The organism is Herbaspirillum sp. LeCh32-8, from assembly GCF_017814915.1.
Lineage (GTDB): Bacteria > Pseudomonadota > Gammaproteobacteria > Burkholderiales > Burkholderiaceae_D > Herbaspirillum.
Genome location: NZ_JAGIPZ010000009.1, coordinates 201,132 through 218,320, shown reverse-complemented (window position 1 = coordinate 218,320; position 17,189 = coordinate 201,132). Strand labels below are relative to the sequence as shown.

The 17,189-nt window shown below is 64.5% G+C and carries 16 protein-coding genes; 11 read left to right on the top strand and 5 right to left on the bottom strand.

Going from position 1 to position 17,189, the window contains the following annotated elements; genetic code table 11:
- Positions 1 to 487: 487 nt before the first annotated feature.
- The 6 genes from J8I26_RS16655 to J8I26_RS16630 all read left to right on the top strand — a co-directional run bounded on the left by J8I26_RS16655 (position 488) and on the right by J8I26_RS16630 (position 5,460).
- Entirely contained in the window at positions 488 to 1,261 is a 774-nt protein-coding gene (locus tag J8I26_RS16655) for an SIMPL domain-containing protein (protein WP_209608219.1), read from the top strand.
- 80 nt (positions 1,262 to 1,341) lie between these two features.
- Positions 1,342 to 1,854, top strand: a complete 513-nt coding sequence (locus tag J8I26_RS16650; protein WP_209608218.1) for a vesicle formation protein — start codon at positions 1,342 to 1,344, stop codon at positions 1,852 to 1,854.
- A gap of 219 nt (positions 1,855 to 2,073) precedes the next feature.
- Positions 2,074 to 2,718, top strand: a complete 645-nt coding sequence (locus tag J8I26_RS16645) for a phosphatidylserine decarboxylase (protein ID WP_088750447.1) — start codon at positions 2,074 to 2,076, stop codon at positions 2,716 to 2,718.
- Positions 2,719 to 2,787: 69 nt separating this feature from the next.
- A complete protein-coding gene (gene pssA, locus J8I26_RS16640; RefSeq protein WP_209608217.1) occupies positions 2,788 to 3,651 on the top strand; it encodes a CDP-diacylglycerol--serine O-phosphatidyltransferase in 864 nt (287 codons plus the stop codon).
- 187 nt (positions 3,652 to 3,838) lie between these two features.
- Positions 3,839 to 4,363, top strand: coding sequence for a hypothetical protein (locus tag J8I26_RS16635; protein WP_209608216.1), 525 nt, complete (start codon positions 3,839 to 3,841; stop codon positions 4,361 to 4,363).
- Between the two features lie 263 nt (positions 4,364 to 4,626).
- Positions 4,627 to 5,460, top strand: coding sequence for a hypothetical protein (locus J8I26_RS16630; RefSeq protein ID WP_209608215.1), 834 nt, complete (start codon positions 4,627 to 4,629; stop codon positions 5,458 to 5,460).
- Between the two features lie 83 nt (positions 5,461 to 5,543).
- Here the strand turns inward: J8I26_RS16630 and J8I26_RS16625 are convergent, their stop codons facing one another.
- From J8I26_RS16625 to J8I26_RS16615, 3 genes are all read right to left on the bottom strand, one after another.
- Positions 5,544 to 6,245: an alpha/beta hydrolase gene (locus J8I26_RS16625; protein WP_209608214.1), complete on the bottom strand. Its 702-nt coding sequence runs from the start codon at positions 6,243 to 6,245 to the stop codon at positions 5,544 to 5,546.
- A 13-nt stretch (positions 6,246 to 6,258) separates the two neighbouring features.
- Entirely contained in the window at positions 6,259 to 7,761 is a 1,503-nt protein-coding gene (locus J8I26_RS16620; RefSeq protein ID WP_209608213.1) for a sensor domain-containing diguanylate cyclase, read from the bottom strand.
- 179 nt (positions 7,762 to 7,940) lie between these two features.
- Positions 7,941 to 8,264, bottom strand: a complete 324-nt coding sequence (locus J8I26_RS16615) for a hypothetical protein (protein ID WP_209608212.1) — start codon at positions 8,262 to 8,264, stop codon at positions 7,941 to 7,943.
- A gap of 214 nt (positions 8,265 to 8,478) precedes the next feature.
- On the opposite strand from J8I26_RS16615, the gene J8I26_RS16610 reads away from it, so the two are divergent.
- Positions 8,479 to 10,005: a PLP-dependent aminotransferase family protein gene (locus tag J8I26_RS16610; protein ID WP_209608211.1), complete on the top strand. Its 1,527-nt coding sequence runs from the start codon at positions 8,479 to 8,481 to the stop codon at positions 10,003 to 10,005.
- Positions 10,006 to 10,281: 276 nt separating this feature from the next.
- Positions 10,282 to 11,631, top strand: coding sequence for a tetratricopeptide repeat protein (locus J8I26_RS16605; protein WP_209608210.1), 1,350 nt, complete (start codon positions 10,282 to 10,284; stop codon positions 11,629 to 11,631).
- Positions 11,632 to 11,662: 31 nt separating this feature from the next.
- On the opposite strand, the gene J8I26_RS16600 is transcribed toward J8I26_RS16605, so the two are convergent.
- Both J8I26_RS16600 and J8I26_RS16595 read right to left on the bottom strand, forming a co-directional pair.
- A complete protein-coding gene (locus J8I26_RS16600; protein ID WP_209608209.1) occupies positions 11,663 to 12,586 on the bottom strand; it encodes a sugar kinase in 924 nt (307 codons plus the stop codon).
- 90 nt (positions 12,587 to 12,676) lie between these two features.
- Entirely contained in the window at positions 12,677 to 13,969 is a 1,293-nt protein-coding gene (locus J8I26_RS16595; RefSeq protein ID WP_209608208.1) for an amino acid deaminase, read from the bottom strand.
- A 279-nt stretch (positions 13,970 to 14,248) separates the two neighbouring features.
- On the opposite strand from J8I26_RS16595, the gene J8I26_RS16590 reads away from it, so the two are divergent.
- The 3 genes from J8I26_RS16590 to J8I26_RS16580 all read left to right on the top strand — a co-directional run bounded on the left by J8I26_RS16590 (position 14,249) and on the right by J8I26_RS16580 (position 17,128).
- Positions 14,249 to 15,130 carry a MurR/RpiR family transcriptional regulator gene (locus J8I26_RS16590; protein WP_209608207.1) on the top strand — a complete coding sequence of 294 codons (882 nt, stop codon included), beginning with the start codon at positions 14,249 to 14,251 and terminating at the stop codon, positions 15,128 to 15,130.
- Between the two features lie 3 nt (positions 15,131 to 15,133).
- On the top strand, positions 15,134 to 16,630 hold the full coding sequence (locus J8I26_RS16585; RefSeq protein ID WP_209608206.1) for a D-aminoacylase: 1,497 nt from the start codon (positions 15,134 to 15,136) through the stop codon (positions 16,628 to 16,630).
- Positions 16,631 to 16,744: 114 nt separating this feature from the next.
- A complete protein-coding gene (locus J8I26_RS16580) occupies positions 16,745 to 17,128 on the top strand; it encodes a RidA family protein (protein WP_209608205.1) in 384 nt (127 codons plus the stop codon).
- The last annotated feature ends 61 nt before the right edge of the window (positions 17,129 to 17,189 follow it).

The following is a 17,189-nucleotide window of genomic DNA, read 5'->3' as shown; positions in this document are numbered from 1 at the left end:
ACGCTTCGGCGTCCTTTTTCTTTTATGGCTCGAACGGGACGTGTCGTATCCCGGATTGATGTGAGCACAACGAACGACGCTGGGTCCCTGCTTTCGCAGGAACGACGGGCAGGGAATGTATCGAGGAGCTGGGGCAGGGGCGATGGGCAAGGAAGGATCTCGAACAGCCGAGGGTTCAAGCTCTCTCCGCAGTGTCGTCCCTGCGAAAGCAGGGACCCAGCGTCGTTCTTCGCGTATCAATGAAGCGCGCCAATGCCTCCTGAGCAAGCCCGCAGAAGCGGATGCACCAGGTTGTTTCGAATACAACCTGCCCGCAGAAGCCGTCTCGGACCGATTCGACAACACCCACCCCCGTTTGTATCATGCGTTACCCCTTGTTGCACTTGGGTAAGAACCAAACGCGACCGGGTGGCGTCGAAGTGTCGGATTCGAGGATCCGGCGCCGTGCAGGCGCCTTCCCTATAACACCAGAATACGAGGATACATCATGACCCCTACCCATAAGCTGATGCTCGGCGCCGCGCTGGCCGCCGCCTGTGTCACCGCCCAGGCGCAGACCGTGCAGACCAGCGGCGCCACGCTGGTGGTGCCGGCCAACGGCGAACTGAGCGTGCCCAATGACCAGGCGCGCGTGACGCTGCAGGTCGAGGAGCAGGACAAGGACAAGGCGACCGCCGCCTCGCGCGTGAACCAGAAGATGAAGCAGGGCATCGACGTGCTCAAGCGTCAGGATCCGCAAGCCACCCTGAAGAGCTACGGCTACTACACCTACGCCGTCTACGCCGATCCGCAGCCGGCGCCGGTGCAGCCGCAAGCCCGCGCCACGCCCAAGGCGCGCCAGGTGGTGGGCTGGCGCGTCGGTCAGTATTTGGAGATGACCACGCAGAACCTGGCGGCGCTGCCCAAGACGGTATCGTCCGCTCAAAGCCTGCTGAGCCTGAACGGCCTGCAGTTCGGCCTGAGCCCGGCGGCGACCAAGAAGCTGGATGCGTCGCTGATCGACGCCACCTACAAGAACCTGGAAGAGCGCATCGGCTTCATCGCCGCCTCGATGCACCGCGCGCCGTCGGACGCCGTGCTGGATACGGTGGACTTCGAGGGTTCCGGCAACTATACGGCGCCCGCCGCAGCGCCGATGGCCAAGATGGCGATGATGCGCTCGGACATGGCACCGGAAGCGGCTTCGGTGGCCGAGCCCAGCTTTGAGCCGGGTGAGTCCACGGTCAGCATGCGCCTGGTGGGCAAGGTTCGATTCAAGTAAGCGCGCCAGGCATTTCACCCTCGGGGGAAGACCGGAAGGGAGGCTATAATCGGCCTCCTTTTTTGTTTTTCGGGACCATCATGCAGGCAATCAAGATGCTCACCCTGTCGCTGGCAGCCGGCCTGCTATCCATCAACCTTGCGCACGCCGATGTCTGCGCCGATATCCGCGCCATCAACGCGCAGGCGCAATCGCATTTCGACGGCTGGAAGAAGGAAGGCGCCGACCGAACCTACGCCTCCAATTTCATGCTGGACGGCGCCGACAGCTGCAGCATCGGCGGCAACTCCAACAGCTACTCCTGCGTGTGGAAGTTCGCCACCCCGGTCGATTTGGGCCGCGCCTACGCCAAAATGGTCGGCGAGATCAAGGCCTGCCCGCCGCTGGAAAAGGAAGCCCCCGGCATCGTCAACGACAAGCCCGATGACAAGACCCAGGGCGATCTGCGCCGGCAACTGGAAGTCACCGGCTTCGACTATGGCGACGCCCAGGCGCTGGTGATGATCGGCAGCATGCAACTGACCGGCGGCAAGACCGGTGTGTCGCGCAATGAATTGAAGTTCAGCTTCGTCAAGTCGTCCGGCCGCCATTGAGCGTCGGCAGGCAAGAAATCGGCACTGCGCGGCCGTGAAAACGGCTGATATGACGCGCTGCCGCAGGTTTTTTTGTTCGATTCGGCGCGGACAAGCGTAAATTCCCCCGCAAAACCTCCTCCCGCCGCGCTTGCGCGCCGCATTTCATTGCATTTGTCGGGGGCTGGACTAGAATAGGCACGCTTTTATTTTGAAATTTCCGCGATCATTGGAGCAACATTGAACAATAACCACTATCCCCACCCCATTATCGCCCGTGAAGGCTGGCCGTTCCTGACCATCGCCGTGGTCGTCGCGCTGCTGGTCACCATGCTGTTCGGCAGCTGGTCTATCCCGTTCTGGATCATCGCGCTGTTCGTGCTGCAGTTCTTCCGCGATCCGCCGCGCGTGATTCCGCAACAGGCCAACGCCGTGCTGTCGCCGGCAGATGGTCGCATCGTGGTGGTGGCGCGTGCCCATGATCCCTACACCGACCGCGAAGCGCTGAAGATCAGCGTGTTCATGAATGTGTTCAATGTGCACTCCAACCGCGCCCCGGTGGATGGCAAGATCGAAACCGTGCAGTATTTCCCCGGCAAGTTCGTCAATGCCGACCTCGACAAGGCATCGCTGGAAAACGAGCGCAATGCGCTGGCCATCACCACCACCTCGGGCCAGAGCGTGACCTGCGTACAGGTGGCCGGCCTGATCGCCCGCCGCATCCTGTGCTATGTGAAGGCCGGCGACACGCTGGCGCGTGGTCAACGCTACGGCTTCATTCGCTTCGGTTCGCGCGTGGACGTGTACCTGCCGCTGACCGCCACGCCCAAGGTGACGGTGGGTGAAAAGGTCTCCGCCACTGAAACCATTCTGGCCGAACTCTGATCACACAGTAACATCGACCGCGCGGCAGGCTGCCGCCGCGGTTTACCGCATACCAAACAATAAACATCGATGGCCACTTTCCGACGACGCAAAGCCAAGGGCGGCATTCCTTTCCCCAAATCCCTGCGCGGGCCCAAGGCCTATTCTGCGCAGCTGGACGAATCGGGGCAGGGCGTGGCGCGCCGCCGGTCGCGCGGCATCTATCTGTTGCCCAACGCCTTCACCACGGCGGCGCTGTTCTGCGGGTTCTACGCCATTGTCATGGCGATGAACCTGAAGTTCGACTACGCCTCGATCGCCATCTTCGTGGCCATGGTGCTGGACAGCCTGGACGGCCGCGTGGCGCGCATGACCAACACCCAGAGCGAGTTCGGCGCGCAGTACGACAGCCTGTCCGACATGGTCTCCTTCGGTGCCGCGCCGGCGCTGGTGGTGTATGAGTGGTCGCTGCGCGGCATGGGCAAGCTGGGCTGGCTGGCCGCCTTCGTCTATTGCGTCGGCGGCGCGTTGCGCCTGGCGCGTTTCAACACCAACATCGCGGTGGTCGACAAACGCTACTTCCAGGGTTTGCCCAGCCCGGCGGCGGCAGCCCTGGTGGCCGGCTTCGTGTGGCTGATGGACGACCTGCGCTTCGCCGGCACCGACCTCAGCTGGGCGGCCTGGGTGATCACCCTGTACGCCGGCATCACCATGGTCACCAACGTGCCGTTCTACAGTTTCAAGGACGTCAACTTCCGCAAGCCCGTGCCGTTCATCGCGGCCTTGCTGGTGGTGGTGTTGCTGGTGCTGATTTCCAGCGATCCGTCCAAGGTGCTGTTCGGCCTGTTCGTGCTGTATGGCCTGTCTGGCTACGGTGTCTATATCTGGCGTCGCATCAAGGGCAAGCCCGTCAGCATCGTGCAGACCGAGGATGAGCACGGCGACGGCCACTGAGTCCGGATGCTGACAGGCGACTGATGCTGTGCTGACAAAACGCCCGCCATTGCGGGCGTTTTTATTGGCCGACGGGATGGGCGCGTTGCAATGGCAAAACTGCCTTGCTGAGCTCGGGCTTTTTTCCTAGAATTTTCTTCAGGAATGTTCCTGCTTCATCAGCTCCAGCTTCATCAGGTGACCGATCATGGCTATCGACACTTCGCTCAACTCCGCCAGCAGCACGGCCGGCTACGGCTATGGCGCCTCGTCCGCTGCCGGCGGTGCGCCGTCCTCGCAGGTCAGCGGTTCGGGCGGCGTGGTTGCGTCGAGCGACAATCCGGTCGCCGTCGAAGAAGCGGTCCAGCTCGCTGCCAACGCATCGGTAGTCGTCAGCCTCGGCAACTCGATCGGCACGGCCGGCGGCCTGACCTACAACGCAGTGGGATTGTTCGACGCCATCATCGACGCCGGCGCAGCCACCAATACCTCCACCGATGAGACCGCGAACCAGGCGAGCCAGTCGCTGTACCAAGGCATCCTCGGCAGCCTGACCACCGATCCGTCGACAGCCGGCATCTACAACGGCTCCGGTGAATTCACCGGGCTCGACAGCGGCCTGAACTCCCAACTCTCCTCGCTGCTCAAATCCAATCCCGACCTGACCGACACCATCGTCGGCGATCTCGCAACCCAAGGCATCGTGGGCACCTTGTTTTCCACCACTGCCTGAGCTCACTGCCTGAGCTCTGCCATCGGCAGCACGGGGCGTTGCGGCGCCTCCTGATGAGCCCCATCGCGCCATCTTCCGCTGTCAGACAATCCCGCTTTTTCGCTCTGCGGTAGCAATTACTTACAAGATCCGCCGCGGCTCAGCTTGTTGCCGCCGGTGATCTTTTCTAGGCTTTGATCAAGAGTGCGCATCAAGGTCGGTCCGTAGGCAATTGCCGACCGCCGACGCGCCGCCAACATCCACGAACTGTTGAGGTCTTGATCATGGCTATCGATACAAGCAATAACCTGAACGCGCTGACGTCGGCCTACCTTACCGCCACCGCCGTGAACAGCGCCGTTGCCGCCAACAGCGCCAACGCCAATCCATCCAGCGCAGCGGTCAATCAGTCTGCCTTGCAGAATGCGGTCAATCTGGCCGCCGACGCTTCAGTGGTGGTGTCGCTGTCCAATGCCAACCTGCTGGCCCAGCAGCCGCTGACCTATAACGCCTCCGGCCTGCTTAATCCGGCCGGTTTGCTGAACACGGCCGTGGCGCTGAACACCGCCAACACCGTGGCGCAAACCATCGCCACCGCGCAGGCGCAAGCCCAAGAAGCGGCGCAGGCCGCCGCCGAACAGGCGGCCGAGGATGCCGCGGCGCAAGAGGCGGCCGACGCCCAGGCGGCGCAGGACGCGGCTGATGCGCAAGCCGCTCAGGACGCCGCCGACGCGCAGGCTGCGCAAGATGCGGCCGATACGCAGGCCGCGCAGGATGCCGCAGATGCCCAGGCGGCGCAGGACACCGCAGACGCCCAGGCAGCCGCCGGTCAGCAGGCAGCCCAGGCTAGCGCCACCACGATCAACGGCACCAATGCCAGCCTCAATGCAAACGAAGCCTCCGGCCTGTTCTACGCCGGTGTGCTGTCGGGCCTGGCCGCGGCGCCGGCATCGACCGCCAGCCTGTACAACCCGAACGGCGGCTACGCCGGCATCGACACCACCTATGCCCAGCAACTGGCGCAGGTGCTGCAGGCCAATCCCGACCTGGCCGATACCATCAGCCAGGACATTTCCAATCAGGGCGTGACGGGGGCATTGCTGTCGGTGACGGCTTAAGCGATCTGGCGCTGCAATTGGCGGGGGTGATGTGAATGCGCGGGCGGCGCCGCCGGCATTCGCGCGTGCGGGGTGATGAGCCGTCAGTTGGCGATCAATTGCGCCAGCAATTCGCGCAGCGCTTCATCCTCCGCGCTGCGTTCGCTGACCCGGTGATCCACGCCGGGCAGGTCGACGATGCGGCAGTCGGCAGCCGCGCCCGCGTTCTCGCGAATCAATCCGGCAATCTCACTCGGAATAACTTTGTCTTCGGCCGCACGCACCAGCGTGATACGGCCGCGATAGCCGCTGATCTGCTGCAGCACGTGGGCGTCGCGCCAGCTATCGGGACGGCGCAGCGCCGCGCTGAAATCGGGACCGAAGGGAAGATGAAACGCCGCGCCGTCGTAGATGGCGCCGACGATGGTGACGATATGCGTGATCTGGTTCTGAGCGATGCAAGCCAGGCGCATCGCGATCTCGCCGCTCATGCTCACGCCCACCACGGTGCGCGGCGGCCGGCAGAACCGGTCGAGTGCGCTTTGCGCTTCGGCCAGTCGTTTGGCCAGGGAGTTGGCTTGCAACGCGCTGCTGTCGCCGTGGCCGGAGAAATCGATGGCAGCGCTGGCATGGCCCAGCCGCGCCAGCGCTTCGCGCACCGGCCATTGCCGTTGCCGCGTGCTGTGGCCGGCGCCGTGCAAGAAGAGGGTGTGCACGTCGCCGCAGCCGGGCGTGCTGATGATGTCGCACGCCAGCGTTTCAACACCGGCCTGCAGGGTGAAGTCCTTGCGGCTGACCGCCTCCATGGAGCCGGGCCGCTCAGTCGGTCTGGCGGCGTTCGAGGCCGGGGGTGTTGGCGTAGTACTGGCGCTTGGCGTCGTACATCAGCGCATCGGCGCGCTGCACCACATGCTCCAGACGCTCGCCCGGCACACTGGTGGCCGCGCCCATGGACAGGCTCAGCGAGACGCTGGAGTAATACTGGTTGTTCACTTCGACCAGCTTGGTGATCTGCTCCATCAGCATGGCGCTGCCGCGCTCGTCGGTAGCCGGCAGCAGGATGGCGAACTCATCGCCGCCGGTGCGCGCCACGCTGCACGGGCGTTCCACCGCCTTGTCCAGCACCTCGCCCACGCGGCGCAGCAGGGCGTCGCCGGCGGCGTGGCCGAGCTCGTCGTTGACCTCTTTCAGGCCGTTCAGGTCGGCCACGATCACGCTCACCGGGAACGGCCCCTTGCGCTCCAGGCGGTTCAGTTCGTCGACCATGAAGGCGCGGTTGTGCAGCTTGGTCAGTTCGTCGTGCTTGCCGAGGAATTCCAGATAGGCCTCGGCCTTCTTGCGCGCCGTGATATCGGTCAGCGCCACCAGCACCAGGCCCCAGCTGTCTTCATAGCCGGGGAAGACTGAGAACTGCAGATGCACGTGCAGCTGGTCGCCGTTGAGCGAGTAGTTGACCACTTCGCGCTGGTGGAACAGATTGCCGTTCCACAGCTCGATCAACTGCTCGTTGAAATGGTGGCGCATGTCGTCGCGGAACACGTCCGACAGGTGGGCCAGCAGCGTGGCCTTGTCCGGGGCGCCGAACATCGACAGCGTCTGCAGGTTGACGTCGATCACGCGGATCTCCTGCATGCAGCGCTCGACGAATTCCGGATGCACGTCGGTAAAGGTGCGGAAGTCGGTGATGCCGATGCGGTGCAGGTCGTCGAACAGGCGTTTGACCTGGCTGAAGTCCTCCACCCACAACGAGATCGGCGAATATTCGAACAGGCCGCGCGCGTAGTTTTCGCTGCGCGAGAGTTTCTTGCGCGCGGTTTCGCGTTCGGTGACGTTTTCGATCGCCAGCAGGATGTAGTCCCAGCTTTCTTCGCTGCCGGGCATGATGCGGCCGGAGAGCTGGATGTCCAGGCGCTTGCCGCCCAGCGTGTAATTGACCGTGTAGCTGGAGAAGTTGAGCCGGCCCTCCCACAGTTGCACCATCTCGTCGATGAAGGTTTCCAGCATGTCGTCGCGGAACACCTTGTCGAGGTTGGCCACAAGGTGCTCCAGGTCGCGCGCCTCATACCATTCCAGCGTGCGGCGGTTGACGTCGACCACCCGGATTTCGCGCGCGCAGGCGTGCGCCCGGCGGTGATCCTGTTGCAGCCAGCCGCGCAGGTCGCTCACGCCCTGCGCGCGCCATTCGGTGAACAGGCGCTTCAGGCCGCTGTAGTCTTCCTTCCACAGCGAAACAGGCGTGAGGTCGAAGGTTTCCTGTTCGGACAAGGCCTGAACCTTGGCGGAGGAGGAGGGAGTGTTGCCGGGGGGATGGTCGTTCTGCATAACACTTCTTCTTTTGGGGATGAAGAAGTGTAATGGTTTTAGAGAAACATCTGAGCATCTTCCCGTGCGGATTCGAAAAATTTGTGCAAATTTATTGACGGTAGGCAGGCAATACCCAGACGTTGGCAACGGGAAAGCAGGGCGCGCCAAGGTCTGGGCCGGTTGCGGGTCAGTGCGTTTCAGCGGCGCGCCGGCGTCACCCCCGGTGTACGCGCCAGCAGCCGCAGCAGGCTGTTCCAGGCGCGGCGCCAGGAGTGGGCCTCGGGCCGCAGGCACAGTACTTCACCGCCCCGGGGCGTGAGGATTTCCACCCAGCCGGGATGCTCGAAGTGCATGGACTGGCCGTCGGCCAGTTCGGTGCGGCGAATACGCAGCTGCTCGGCCTGCCAGTGCGGCGCCTCCGAGATGCGCGCCGCCGGGGCGTTGCTGACGACCAGGCTGCCGGCCGGCAGCCAGACCTGCATGGCCTGGCCGCGCGCCAGGCGGATGGTCTGGGTGCGCATGTCCTGCTGGGGAAGGGGCCGTTGCCGCGGGGTATGCATGATGGTTCTCCGTCTGTTGGGTACGCTTGCAGTCTAGGGACGGCGGGCAAGGCGCAACAGGCACAGGGAAAATCGCTCTGCGCCGGAACAGGCGGCAGATTTTTGATCTGTTATCGTCCCTTTTCGAATACTCTGTATCTGTTCTGGTTTTTGCTGCAAGAACATGATCTCTGTTATGGATACCAGCCTGCTCCTCCCCGACCCCGCTACCCACGCCGCACCCGGCCCCGCGCCCGCAATTGAGCCTCCAGGCCCGGTGGAAATCCGCATGCCCCTGTATCGCCGCCTGGCCGAGCATTATCAGGGCGCGATCCAGGCCGGCACTCTGGTCGCCGGCGACCGCATGCCTTCGGTGCGCGACCTGATGCGCCAGCACCAGGTCAGCCTGTCGACCGCGCTGCAGACGCTGCGCCATATGGAAGAGGGCGGCTGGCTGGAGGCGCGCCCGCGCTCCGGTTACTTTGTGCGCCAGCCTCGCCGTTCGGCCATCCGTCCGGTGCAGGAGCCCAAGAGCCTGGTGGCGATCGACCCGGCCCAGTACGTCGGCATTCATGAAAAGGTGTCGCAATACATCGCGCTGCGCCAGAAGTTGGCGCCGCCGATTGACCTGTCCGGCATGACCTGCGCGCCCGAGCTGTACGCGGTCGACACGCTGCGCCAGGCGGCCATGCGCGCCCTGCGCGAGCGCCCGGAGCTGCTCACCAGCGCCATGCCGCACAACGGCAACGCCACCTTCCGCCAGGCGGTGGCGCGCCGCGCCCTCAATGCCGGCATGCGCATCGAGGCCGACGAGGTGGTGGTCACGCACGGCTGCATCGAGGCGCTGAACCTGGCGCTGCGCGCCGTGGCCGGCCCCGGTGACACCATCGCGGTGGAGTCGCCCACCTACTTCGGCCTGCTGCAGGCGCTGGAAAACCTCGGCATGAAGGCGCTGGAGATTCCCACCAGTCCGCACACCGGCATCTCGGCCGAGGCGCTGGAGCTGGCGGTGCGCACCTACGGCAACATCAAGGCGGTGGTGGTGGTGCCCAACCTGCAGAACCCGCTGGGCTGCATCATGCCCGACGCCAACAAGGACAAGCTGGTGCGCCTGTGCGAAGAGCTGCGCCTGCCGCTGATCGAGGACGACGCCTACACCGAGCTGGCCGACGGCAACGCGCCGCCGTCCTCGCTGAAGAGCCGCGACCGCAGCGGCAACGTGATCTATTGCGCCTCGCTCAACAAGGTGCTGGCGCCCGGCATGCGCCTGGGCTGGATGAACGGCGGGCGCTGGCACGAGCGGGTCATGATGCTCAAGTTCACGCACACCCGCGCCAACGAGGAGTGGACCCAGATCACCGCCGCCGACTTCATCGCCAGCCCCGGTTACGACCGTCACCTGCGCCGCCTGCGCCAGCTGCTCAAGGAGCAGCGCGAACGCATGGCCGAGTCGATCGCGGCTTACTTCCCGGAGGGCACGCGCCTGAACGTACCCAGCGGCGGCGTGGGCATGTGGGTGGAGCTGCCGTCCCAAGTCTGCTCGCAACAACTGTTCGAGCGGGCGCTGGTGGAGGGCGTGGGCGTGTCGCCCGGCGCGATCTTCTCCAATTCCAACCGCTACGGGCACTTCCTGCGTATCTGCTGCGGCCACCCGTTCACGCGGGAGCTGGATCAGGCATTGCGCCAGCTGGGACGCATCGGCCACAGCTTGGCGGCCGGTTAGGGAGCATTCCGCATTCCGTAAAAAGCCGCCTGCAGGCGGCTTTTTTCATGGGCGCGCTGGTTCTTGATATCGCGTTACCGGGGCTTACCCGCTATTACCTCGGCTTGACGCATCTTTGTGTACGAATTTGAAAGAATTAGGCATTGTCCGCATAGCAATTCTCGTTAACACTCGTAAAGATATTGTAAAGACGCTGTACACTAGGCGGCGCAGCAATCGGCCTCGGGCCGGCGCCGGCATGCGGTATCGAACACGTTTTCTGAACGGGACCACGCTATGCAATCGCTTCAATCGCTCACCGATGGCAGTTCCACCCACCTGGCGCAGCTGCAGCAAGCCATCGACGCCCACATGGCCGGCCACCTCGAGCAGGCCGCCGCCGTCTACGAGGCGGTGCTGGAAGAGGATCCCATCCATCCGGTGGCCTTGCATTACTACGGCATCTGGCTGCATCAGGTGGGCCGGCATGACGAGGCGGTGGAAAAACTGATGCTGTCCTGCGCGCTGGAGTCCGACGACGCCGGCTGGCACAACGATCTGGGCAACGTGCTGTTTGCGCTGGGGCGCATGGAAGAATCCGCGCAAGCCTACGCCGACGCGCTGGCAGTGACCCCGCAGGACCACACCATCTGGAACAACCTGGGCGCCACGCAGCTGCAGCTGCAACAGACCGCCGAGGCCACCGAATCCTTCAAGCGCGCCGTCGAGATTGCGCCCGACTTTGTGCCTGCCTTGCTGCATCTGGGCAGCATCTTCGAAGCCGCCGGCGACAAGATGCAGGCTTCCCACTACCAGTGCCGCGCCTATGTGCTGCCGCCGCTGGAGGGTAAATCCAAGGAGATGCTGGGTATTTCCTTTTACTTCCTCGGTCGTTTGCCCGAGGCCGCCCAGGCCTATCGCGCCTGGCTGGCCGACGAGCCGGACAACCCGGTGGCCGCGCACATGCTGGCCGCCTGCTCCCAGGCCGACGTGCCGGCGCGCGCCTCCGACCGCTACATCGAGTTCCACTTCGACCGCTACGCCGATACCTTCGAGTCCAACCTGCTGGAAAGCCTGGGTTACCGTGGCCCGCGCCTCATCGGCGAGGGCCTGGGGATGGTGGCGCAGCCGGCGCGCCAGTTCGAGGCGATCGACATCGGCTGCGGCACCGGCCTGTGCGGTCCTTACATGGCGCCGTTCTCGCATCGCATCACCGGCGTCGACCTGGCCGGCAAGATGCTGGCCAAGGCCGCCGCCGCCGGTCACTACGCCCAGCTGGAGAAGGCCGAGATCGGCGACTATCTGGCCCGCAATCCCGGCTCCTGCGACCTGGTCGCGGCGGCTGACACCATGATCTATTTCGGCGAGCTGGAGAGCGTATTCCGCCACGTGGCCGGCGCCTTGCGCAAGGACGGCTACTTCATCTTCACGGTGGAGGCGGTGACGCCGCAGGACGCGGCGCCCTCAGGTTTTTGCCTGCACGCCAGCGGCCGCTACCGGCATAGCCGCGACTATGTGCATCTGCACCTGAACAACAACGGCATGGAAGTGGTGCACGACAGCGAACAGGTTCTGCGCGAGGAAATCCGCCAGTCGGTGGCGGGCATGCTGTTCGTGGCGAGGCGCACGGAGCAGGCTGCGGCGTGACGGCGCGGCCTGTCCGTTTGCAGATAAGTGATTACGCAGCGGCCTTGAGGGCCGCTTCGACTTTCTGGCGGGTGGGGATGGGTTCGACCGCGCCGTAACCGGTGGTCGAGAGTGCTGCCGCCACGTTGGCGTAGCGCGCCGCCTCAAACGGATTGCGCCCGGCCACCAGTTCGGCCACGAAAGCGCCGCCGAAACAGTCGCCTGCGCCGGTCGCGTCCAGCGCGTCCACCGGATATGGCTGCACCATGCGCCGCTCATCGGGCGTGGCGACGTAGCAGCCTTCCTTGCCCAGCTTGAACGCTACCAGCTTCACGCCGTAGGACAGCAGTTGGTCAACGATGGCGTCCCGATCTTCCAGACCGGTCAGCATGGACACGTCTTCCCAACTGGGCAGGCAGATGTCGCACAGCTTGAAGGCTTCAATCATTTTTTCGCGGGCGCGTTCCAGCGGCCACAGGCGCAGCCGCAGATTGGTGTCCAGCGAGGTCTGCACGCCATGCTTGCGGGCATGCGCCATCGCTGCCAGGCCGGCGTCGCAAGCGCTTTCGCTGATGGCCAGGCTGATGCCCGACAGGTGCAGCACGCTGGCCTGCGCGATGGCCTCCAGCGGCAGCTCCTGCGCAGTGTAGCGGCTGGCGGCCGAGCCCGCGCGCCGGTAGTGGAAGTGGTGGCCGGCGTCGTCGTGGGTGACGAAGTAAATGCCGGTGGAGCCGCCTTCGGCGACGTCGACGTAGTCGGTGCCGACCTTTTCCGACTGCCACAGATCCAGCAGGCTGCGACCGAAATGGTCGTCGCCCACCGCGCTGATATAGGCGCAGTCGCTGCCCTGGCGAGCCGCCGCGATGGCGAAGTTGGAGGTGTCGCCGCCGAAGCCTTCGAGGTAATTGCGCGGCGCCTGGATGCTCTGGTTGAATTCCACCATCGCTTCGCCATAGGCGAGGATCTTCTTGCTCATGTTCTTTGCTGTGCGTTCAGGGATGTGCTTCCCGGGCGAGGGCAGAAGCTGCCCGGCGCCACGGGATGGCGCGAAATCCTATCAAAATTCTCAGAAGAAAGTCTGGACCACGTCGATTACGTCGAACTTGCCGTCCACCACCGCCAGGTGACGCCACTTGTCGAAGGTCAGGCAGGGGTGCGAGATGTCGAAGGCGATCATGTCGCCGACCTTGATGTCGTCGCCGGCGGCGATCTTCAGGTAGGCGTGCTGGTCCATCATGCCGGTCACTTCCCAGTGCGCGGGCGAGGCGGCCGGCTGCTTGTCGCTGCCCGGGCGGAAGCGCGACACCGGCAACGGCAGGCCGGCGTCAAAGGCGGCGTCGCGCTTGCCCAGCGCGATGATGGCCTTGTCGGCCTCGGGGATCGACTGCACGTAGGCCCACAGTTGCAGCGCCGGCTGCAGCTGGCTGCGCATGCTGTGCGCCACCGGGTTGCGTACCTGGATCTGCGCCTGCGCGGCGCGGTAGATGCCGACGTCATGCGTCAGGTAGCAGCCGGGGCGCAGCACCACGTCCAGCGGCAGGCCGATGTCGGCCCGGGCGAATTCTTCGGCCACCACGTCGTACCAGGCCGAGCCGGCGCCGGTCAGCACCGCCGGGCCGCGCGCGGTGCGCCTGGCCAGCAGGCCCTGTTGCGCCAGGCCCTTGATGCAGGACACCGCGCGCTGCAGGAAGCGGCGGATGTCGACCTCTTCCTTGAGCACGCCTTCATAGACTTCCACGCCGGCCAGGGCGATGCTGTCCCAGCGCTGGATGGCCTCGATCACTGTCGCCTGCTGCGCGTCGTCGCGCACGCCTGTGCGCCCGCCCTGCGGGCCCAGCTCCAGCAGCACGTTCAGGCTCTGGCCGCGCTCGGCGAAGAAGCGGCCGAGCTGGTCGACCAGCTCGGCCGAGTCGACCAGGCAGAAAAATTCGAAGGAAGGATCGGCCATCAACTCGGAGATGATGGCCATGTTGCGCTTGCCCACCAGCTGGTTGGCCATGATCACGCGGCGCACGCCGTGCTGATAGGCCGCCAGCGTCTGGTGCGCGGTGGCCAGGGTGATACCCCAGGCGCCGGTGTCGAGCTGGCGCTTGAAGAGCTTGGGCGCCATGGTGGTCTTGCCGTGCGGCGCCAGCTTGACCTTGTATTGGCCGACGAAGTCCTGCATCCAGGCCAGGTTGTGCGCCAGCTTCTCTTCATAGAGAACCGCCGCCGGCAGGCTGATGTCTTCGTTGAGCAGGTTCCATTTGACCGAGCCCGCCTGTTGCGGGGCCAAGGGTTGCTCCAAGGTACCCAGGCCCTTGTTTACAGGGTCGATGATGCCGGTCTGATAAGCAATCTGGTAGTTTGTATCATTCATCGCAATTATTCCTGTAAAAATTGGATTGACGTAATAATACCCTTGAATTTACTATGTTTGCGACGTGTTAGTAAATAACATAAATAATTTAGGGAAACCCTTTCCCGGCACACGGCAGCGTATTGGTTCCGGCATCGCGCAGCGGCTGGCGGCAGCGCAGGGGAGTGAGGTTTGAACGTCGCTCCCGGGCAAAGCTCCCGCATCGGCGCCGGTCCGGACCATCCCAATCATCCGAATAATCCGAACAATCTGATTTCAGGCAGACACTGATCCGACCTCATGGCGCAGACTCTCGACATCGTCTCCCGCATCACCGAGCGCAGCAGCACGCTGCGCCTGGCCGAACAAAAGGTGGCCGAGGCCATCCTGGGCGACCTGTCTTCCGCCGCCAGCGCCAGCATCGGTGAACTGGCGGCCAAGGCCGGGGTCTCGGTGGCCAGCGTGACGCGTTTCGCCAAGGCCATGGGCTGCCGCGACGTGCGTGAATTCAAGTTCCTGCTGGCACAGGCGGTGGCGGTGGGGCAGCGTTTCTTCGACGGCGCCAAGACCGTGGCCGCGGAGCAGCCGCCGGAACTGGTTGACCAGGTCTACAACGACATCCACGCCGTGCTCGAGCTCAACCGTGCCATGCTCAACCCCGACATGCTGGTGGCCGCCGCCCGGTTGCTGCTGGACGCCCGCATGATCTACTGCTTCGGCATGGGCGGCGGCTCCACCATGATGTCGGATGAGGCGCGCTACCGGCTGGTGCGCCTGGGGCGTCCGATCGCCACGTATCACGACGCCATCCTGCAGAAGATGGTGGCCGCCACGCTGGACAAGAACGATGTACTGCTGGTCTTTTCCGCCACCGGCAACGTGCCCGAGCTGCTGGCCAATTGCGAGGTGGCGCGCGAATACGGCGTCAAGGTGATTGCCATCACGTCGCTGGGTTCGCCGCTGGCGAAGATGGCCGACGTGCTGCTGCCGATCAAGACGCTGGAGACCGACCTGATTTTCAAACCGTCCTCATCACGCTACGCGATGATGGTGACGCTCGACATGCTGGTGCTGGAGCTGGCCTTGCTGCAGAAGGAAGGCAGCCAGGAACGCCTGCGCCGGTTGAAGTACGTGCTCGACACGCATCGCGGCGGCGGTGATCGCCAGCCGCTGGGAGATTGAATCATGACTCAAAGTCGCTTTACCCCCGCCATCGGCCGTTGTGACATCCTGATCCGCAACGCGCTGGTCATCGACGGTTCCGGCGCCGAGCCCCGGCATGCCGACATCGCCGTGCGCGAAGGACGCATCGCCGCCATCGGGCACTTGTCCGGCTGGCTGGCTGACGACACCATCGACGCCACCGGCCGTGTGCTGGCGCCCGGTTTCATCGACGTGCACACGCACGATGACACCAACGTGATCCGCACCCCGGAGATGTTCCCCAAGTTGTCGCAGGGCGTGACCACCGTGGTGGTGGGCAACTGCGGCATCAGCGCCGCGCCGGTGTCGCTCAAGGGTGATCCGCCGGATCCGATGAACCTGCTGGGCAAGTCCGAGGCATTCAGTTATCCGACCTTCGCGCGCTATGTCGAGGCGGTCAATGCCGCGCAGCCATCGATCAACGTGGCCGCGCTGGTGGGTCACACCGCCTTGCGCAACAACCACATGGACGACCTTGGGCGCGCCGCCAGCGAGAGTGAAATCGCCGGCATGCGCGAGCAACTGCGCGAGGCGCTGGAGCACGGCGCGCTGGGCCTGTCCACCGGGCTGGCCTACGGCAACGCGATCAATGCGCCCACCGAGGAGGTGCTGGCCCTGGCCGAGCCGCTGGCGGAGTTCGGCGGCCTGTACGCGACCCATCTGCGCAGCGAATTCGCCGACATCCTCAACGCCATGGATGAAGCCTTCACCATCGGCAAGCATGCGCGCGTGCCGGTGGTGATCTCGCACCTGAAATGCGCCGGCGTCGAAAACTGGGGGCGCAGCAGCGAGGTGCTCAAGGCGCTGGAAGCGGCCGGCCAGCACCAGCACGTCGGCTGCGACTGCTATCCCTACACCGCCAGTTCGTCCACGCTGGACCTGAAGCAGGTCACCTCCGACTACGACATCCAGGTCACCTGGTCCGAGCCGCATCCCGAGCAGGGCGGCAAGATGTTGAAGCAGATCGCCGCCGAATGGAACGTCGACCTGCACGCCGCGGCCGCGCGCCTGATGCCGGCCGGCGCGGTCTACCACTGCATGTCGGACGACGACGTCAACCGCATCCTCTCGCATCCGGCCACCGTAGTTGGCTCCGACGGCCTGCCCAATGATCCCTTGCCGCACCCGCGACTGTGGGGCGCGTTCCCGCGCGTGCTGGGTTATTACAGCCGCGAGCAGAAATTGTTCTCGATGGCGGTGGCGGTGCAGAAGATGACCGGCCTGTCGGCGCAGCGCTTCGGCCTGCATGAACGCGGTTTTGTGCGCGAAGGTTACTGGGCCGATCTGGTGCTGTTCGACGCCGACACCGTGCGCGACGCCGCCAGCTTCACCGATCCGATGCAGCCCGCGCATGGCATCGATGCGGTGTGGGTCAACGGCAAGCTGGCCTACGACGGCCATGAGAAGAAAGCCACCAGCGCGCGCGCCGGACGTTTCCTGGCGCGCCGCATGCTGGAGGCGCAGGCCGCGGCGGAGTGAGTAGATGGAAGGCGTGGCGCGCCGTGCAAGCGGTCGGCCATCGTCAAGAATCAATAGTCAATCGGAAACGGAATGTGCCGCAGCGGCGCATTCATTTTTAGCAAAGGAGCAGTAATGAGCATTCAACGATATGGTGTGGAAGGCGGCAGCGGTACCGGCGGTCAGCATCTTCCGTTCGCGCGCGCGGTAGCGGCCGACGGCTGGCTGTACGTGTCGGGCCAGGTGGCGATGGTCAATGGCGAGGTGATCGACGGCGGCATCGTCGCCCAGTCGCACCAGGCCATCCAGAACGTGCTGGCGATCCTGAAGGAAGCCGGCTACGGTCCCGAGCACGTGGTCCGTTGCGGCGTCTGGCTGGACGATGCGCGTGACTTCCAGTCCTTCAACAAGGTGTTCAAGGAATACTTCGGCGCCAACCCGCCGGCGCGCGCCTGCGTGGTGTCGAGCATGGTGGTGGACTGCAAAGTCGAAGTCGACTGCGTGGCGTTCAAGCGCTGATCGGCGACGTACCGAGGGAGGGCGGAGAGCCGCCTTCCGCGCCAAATTGAAAATAATGCGC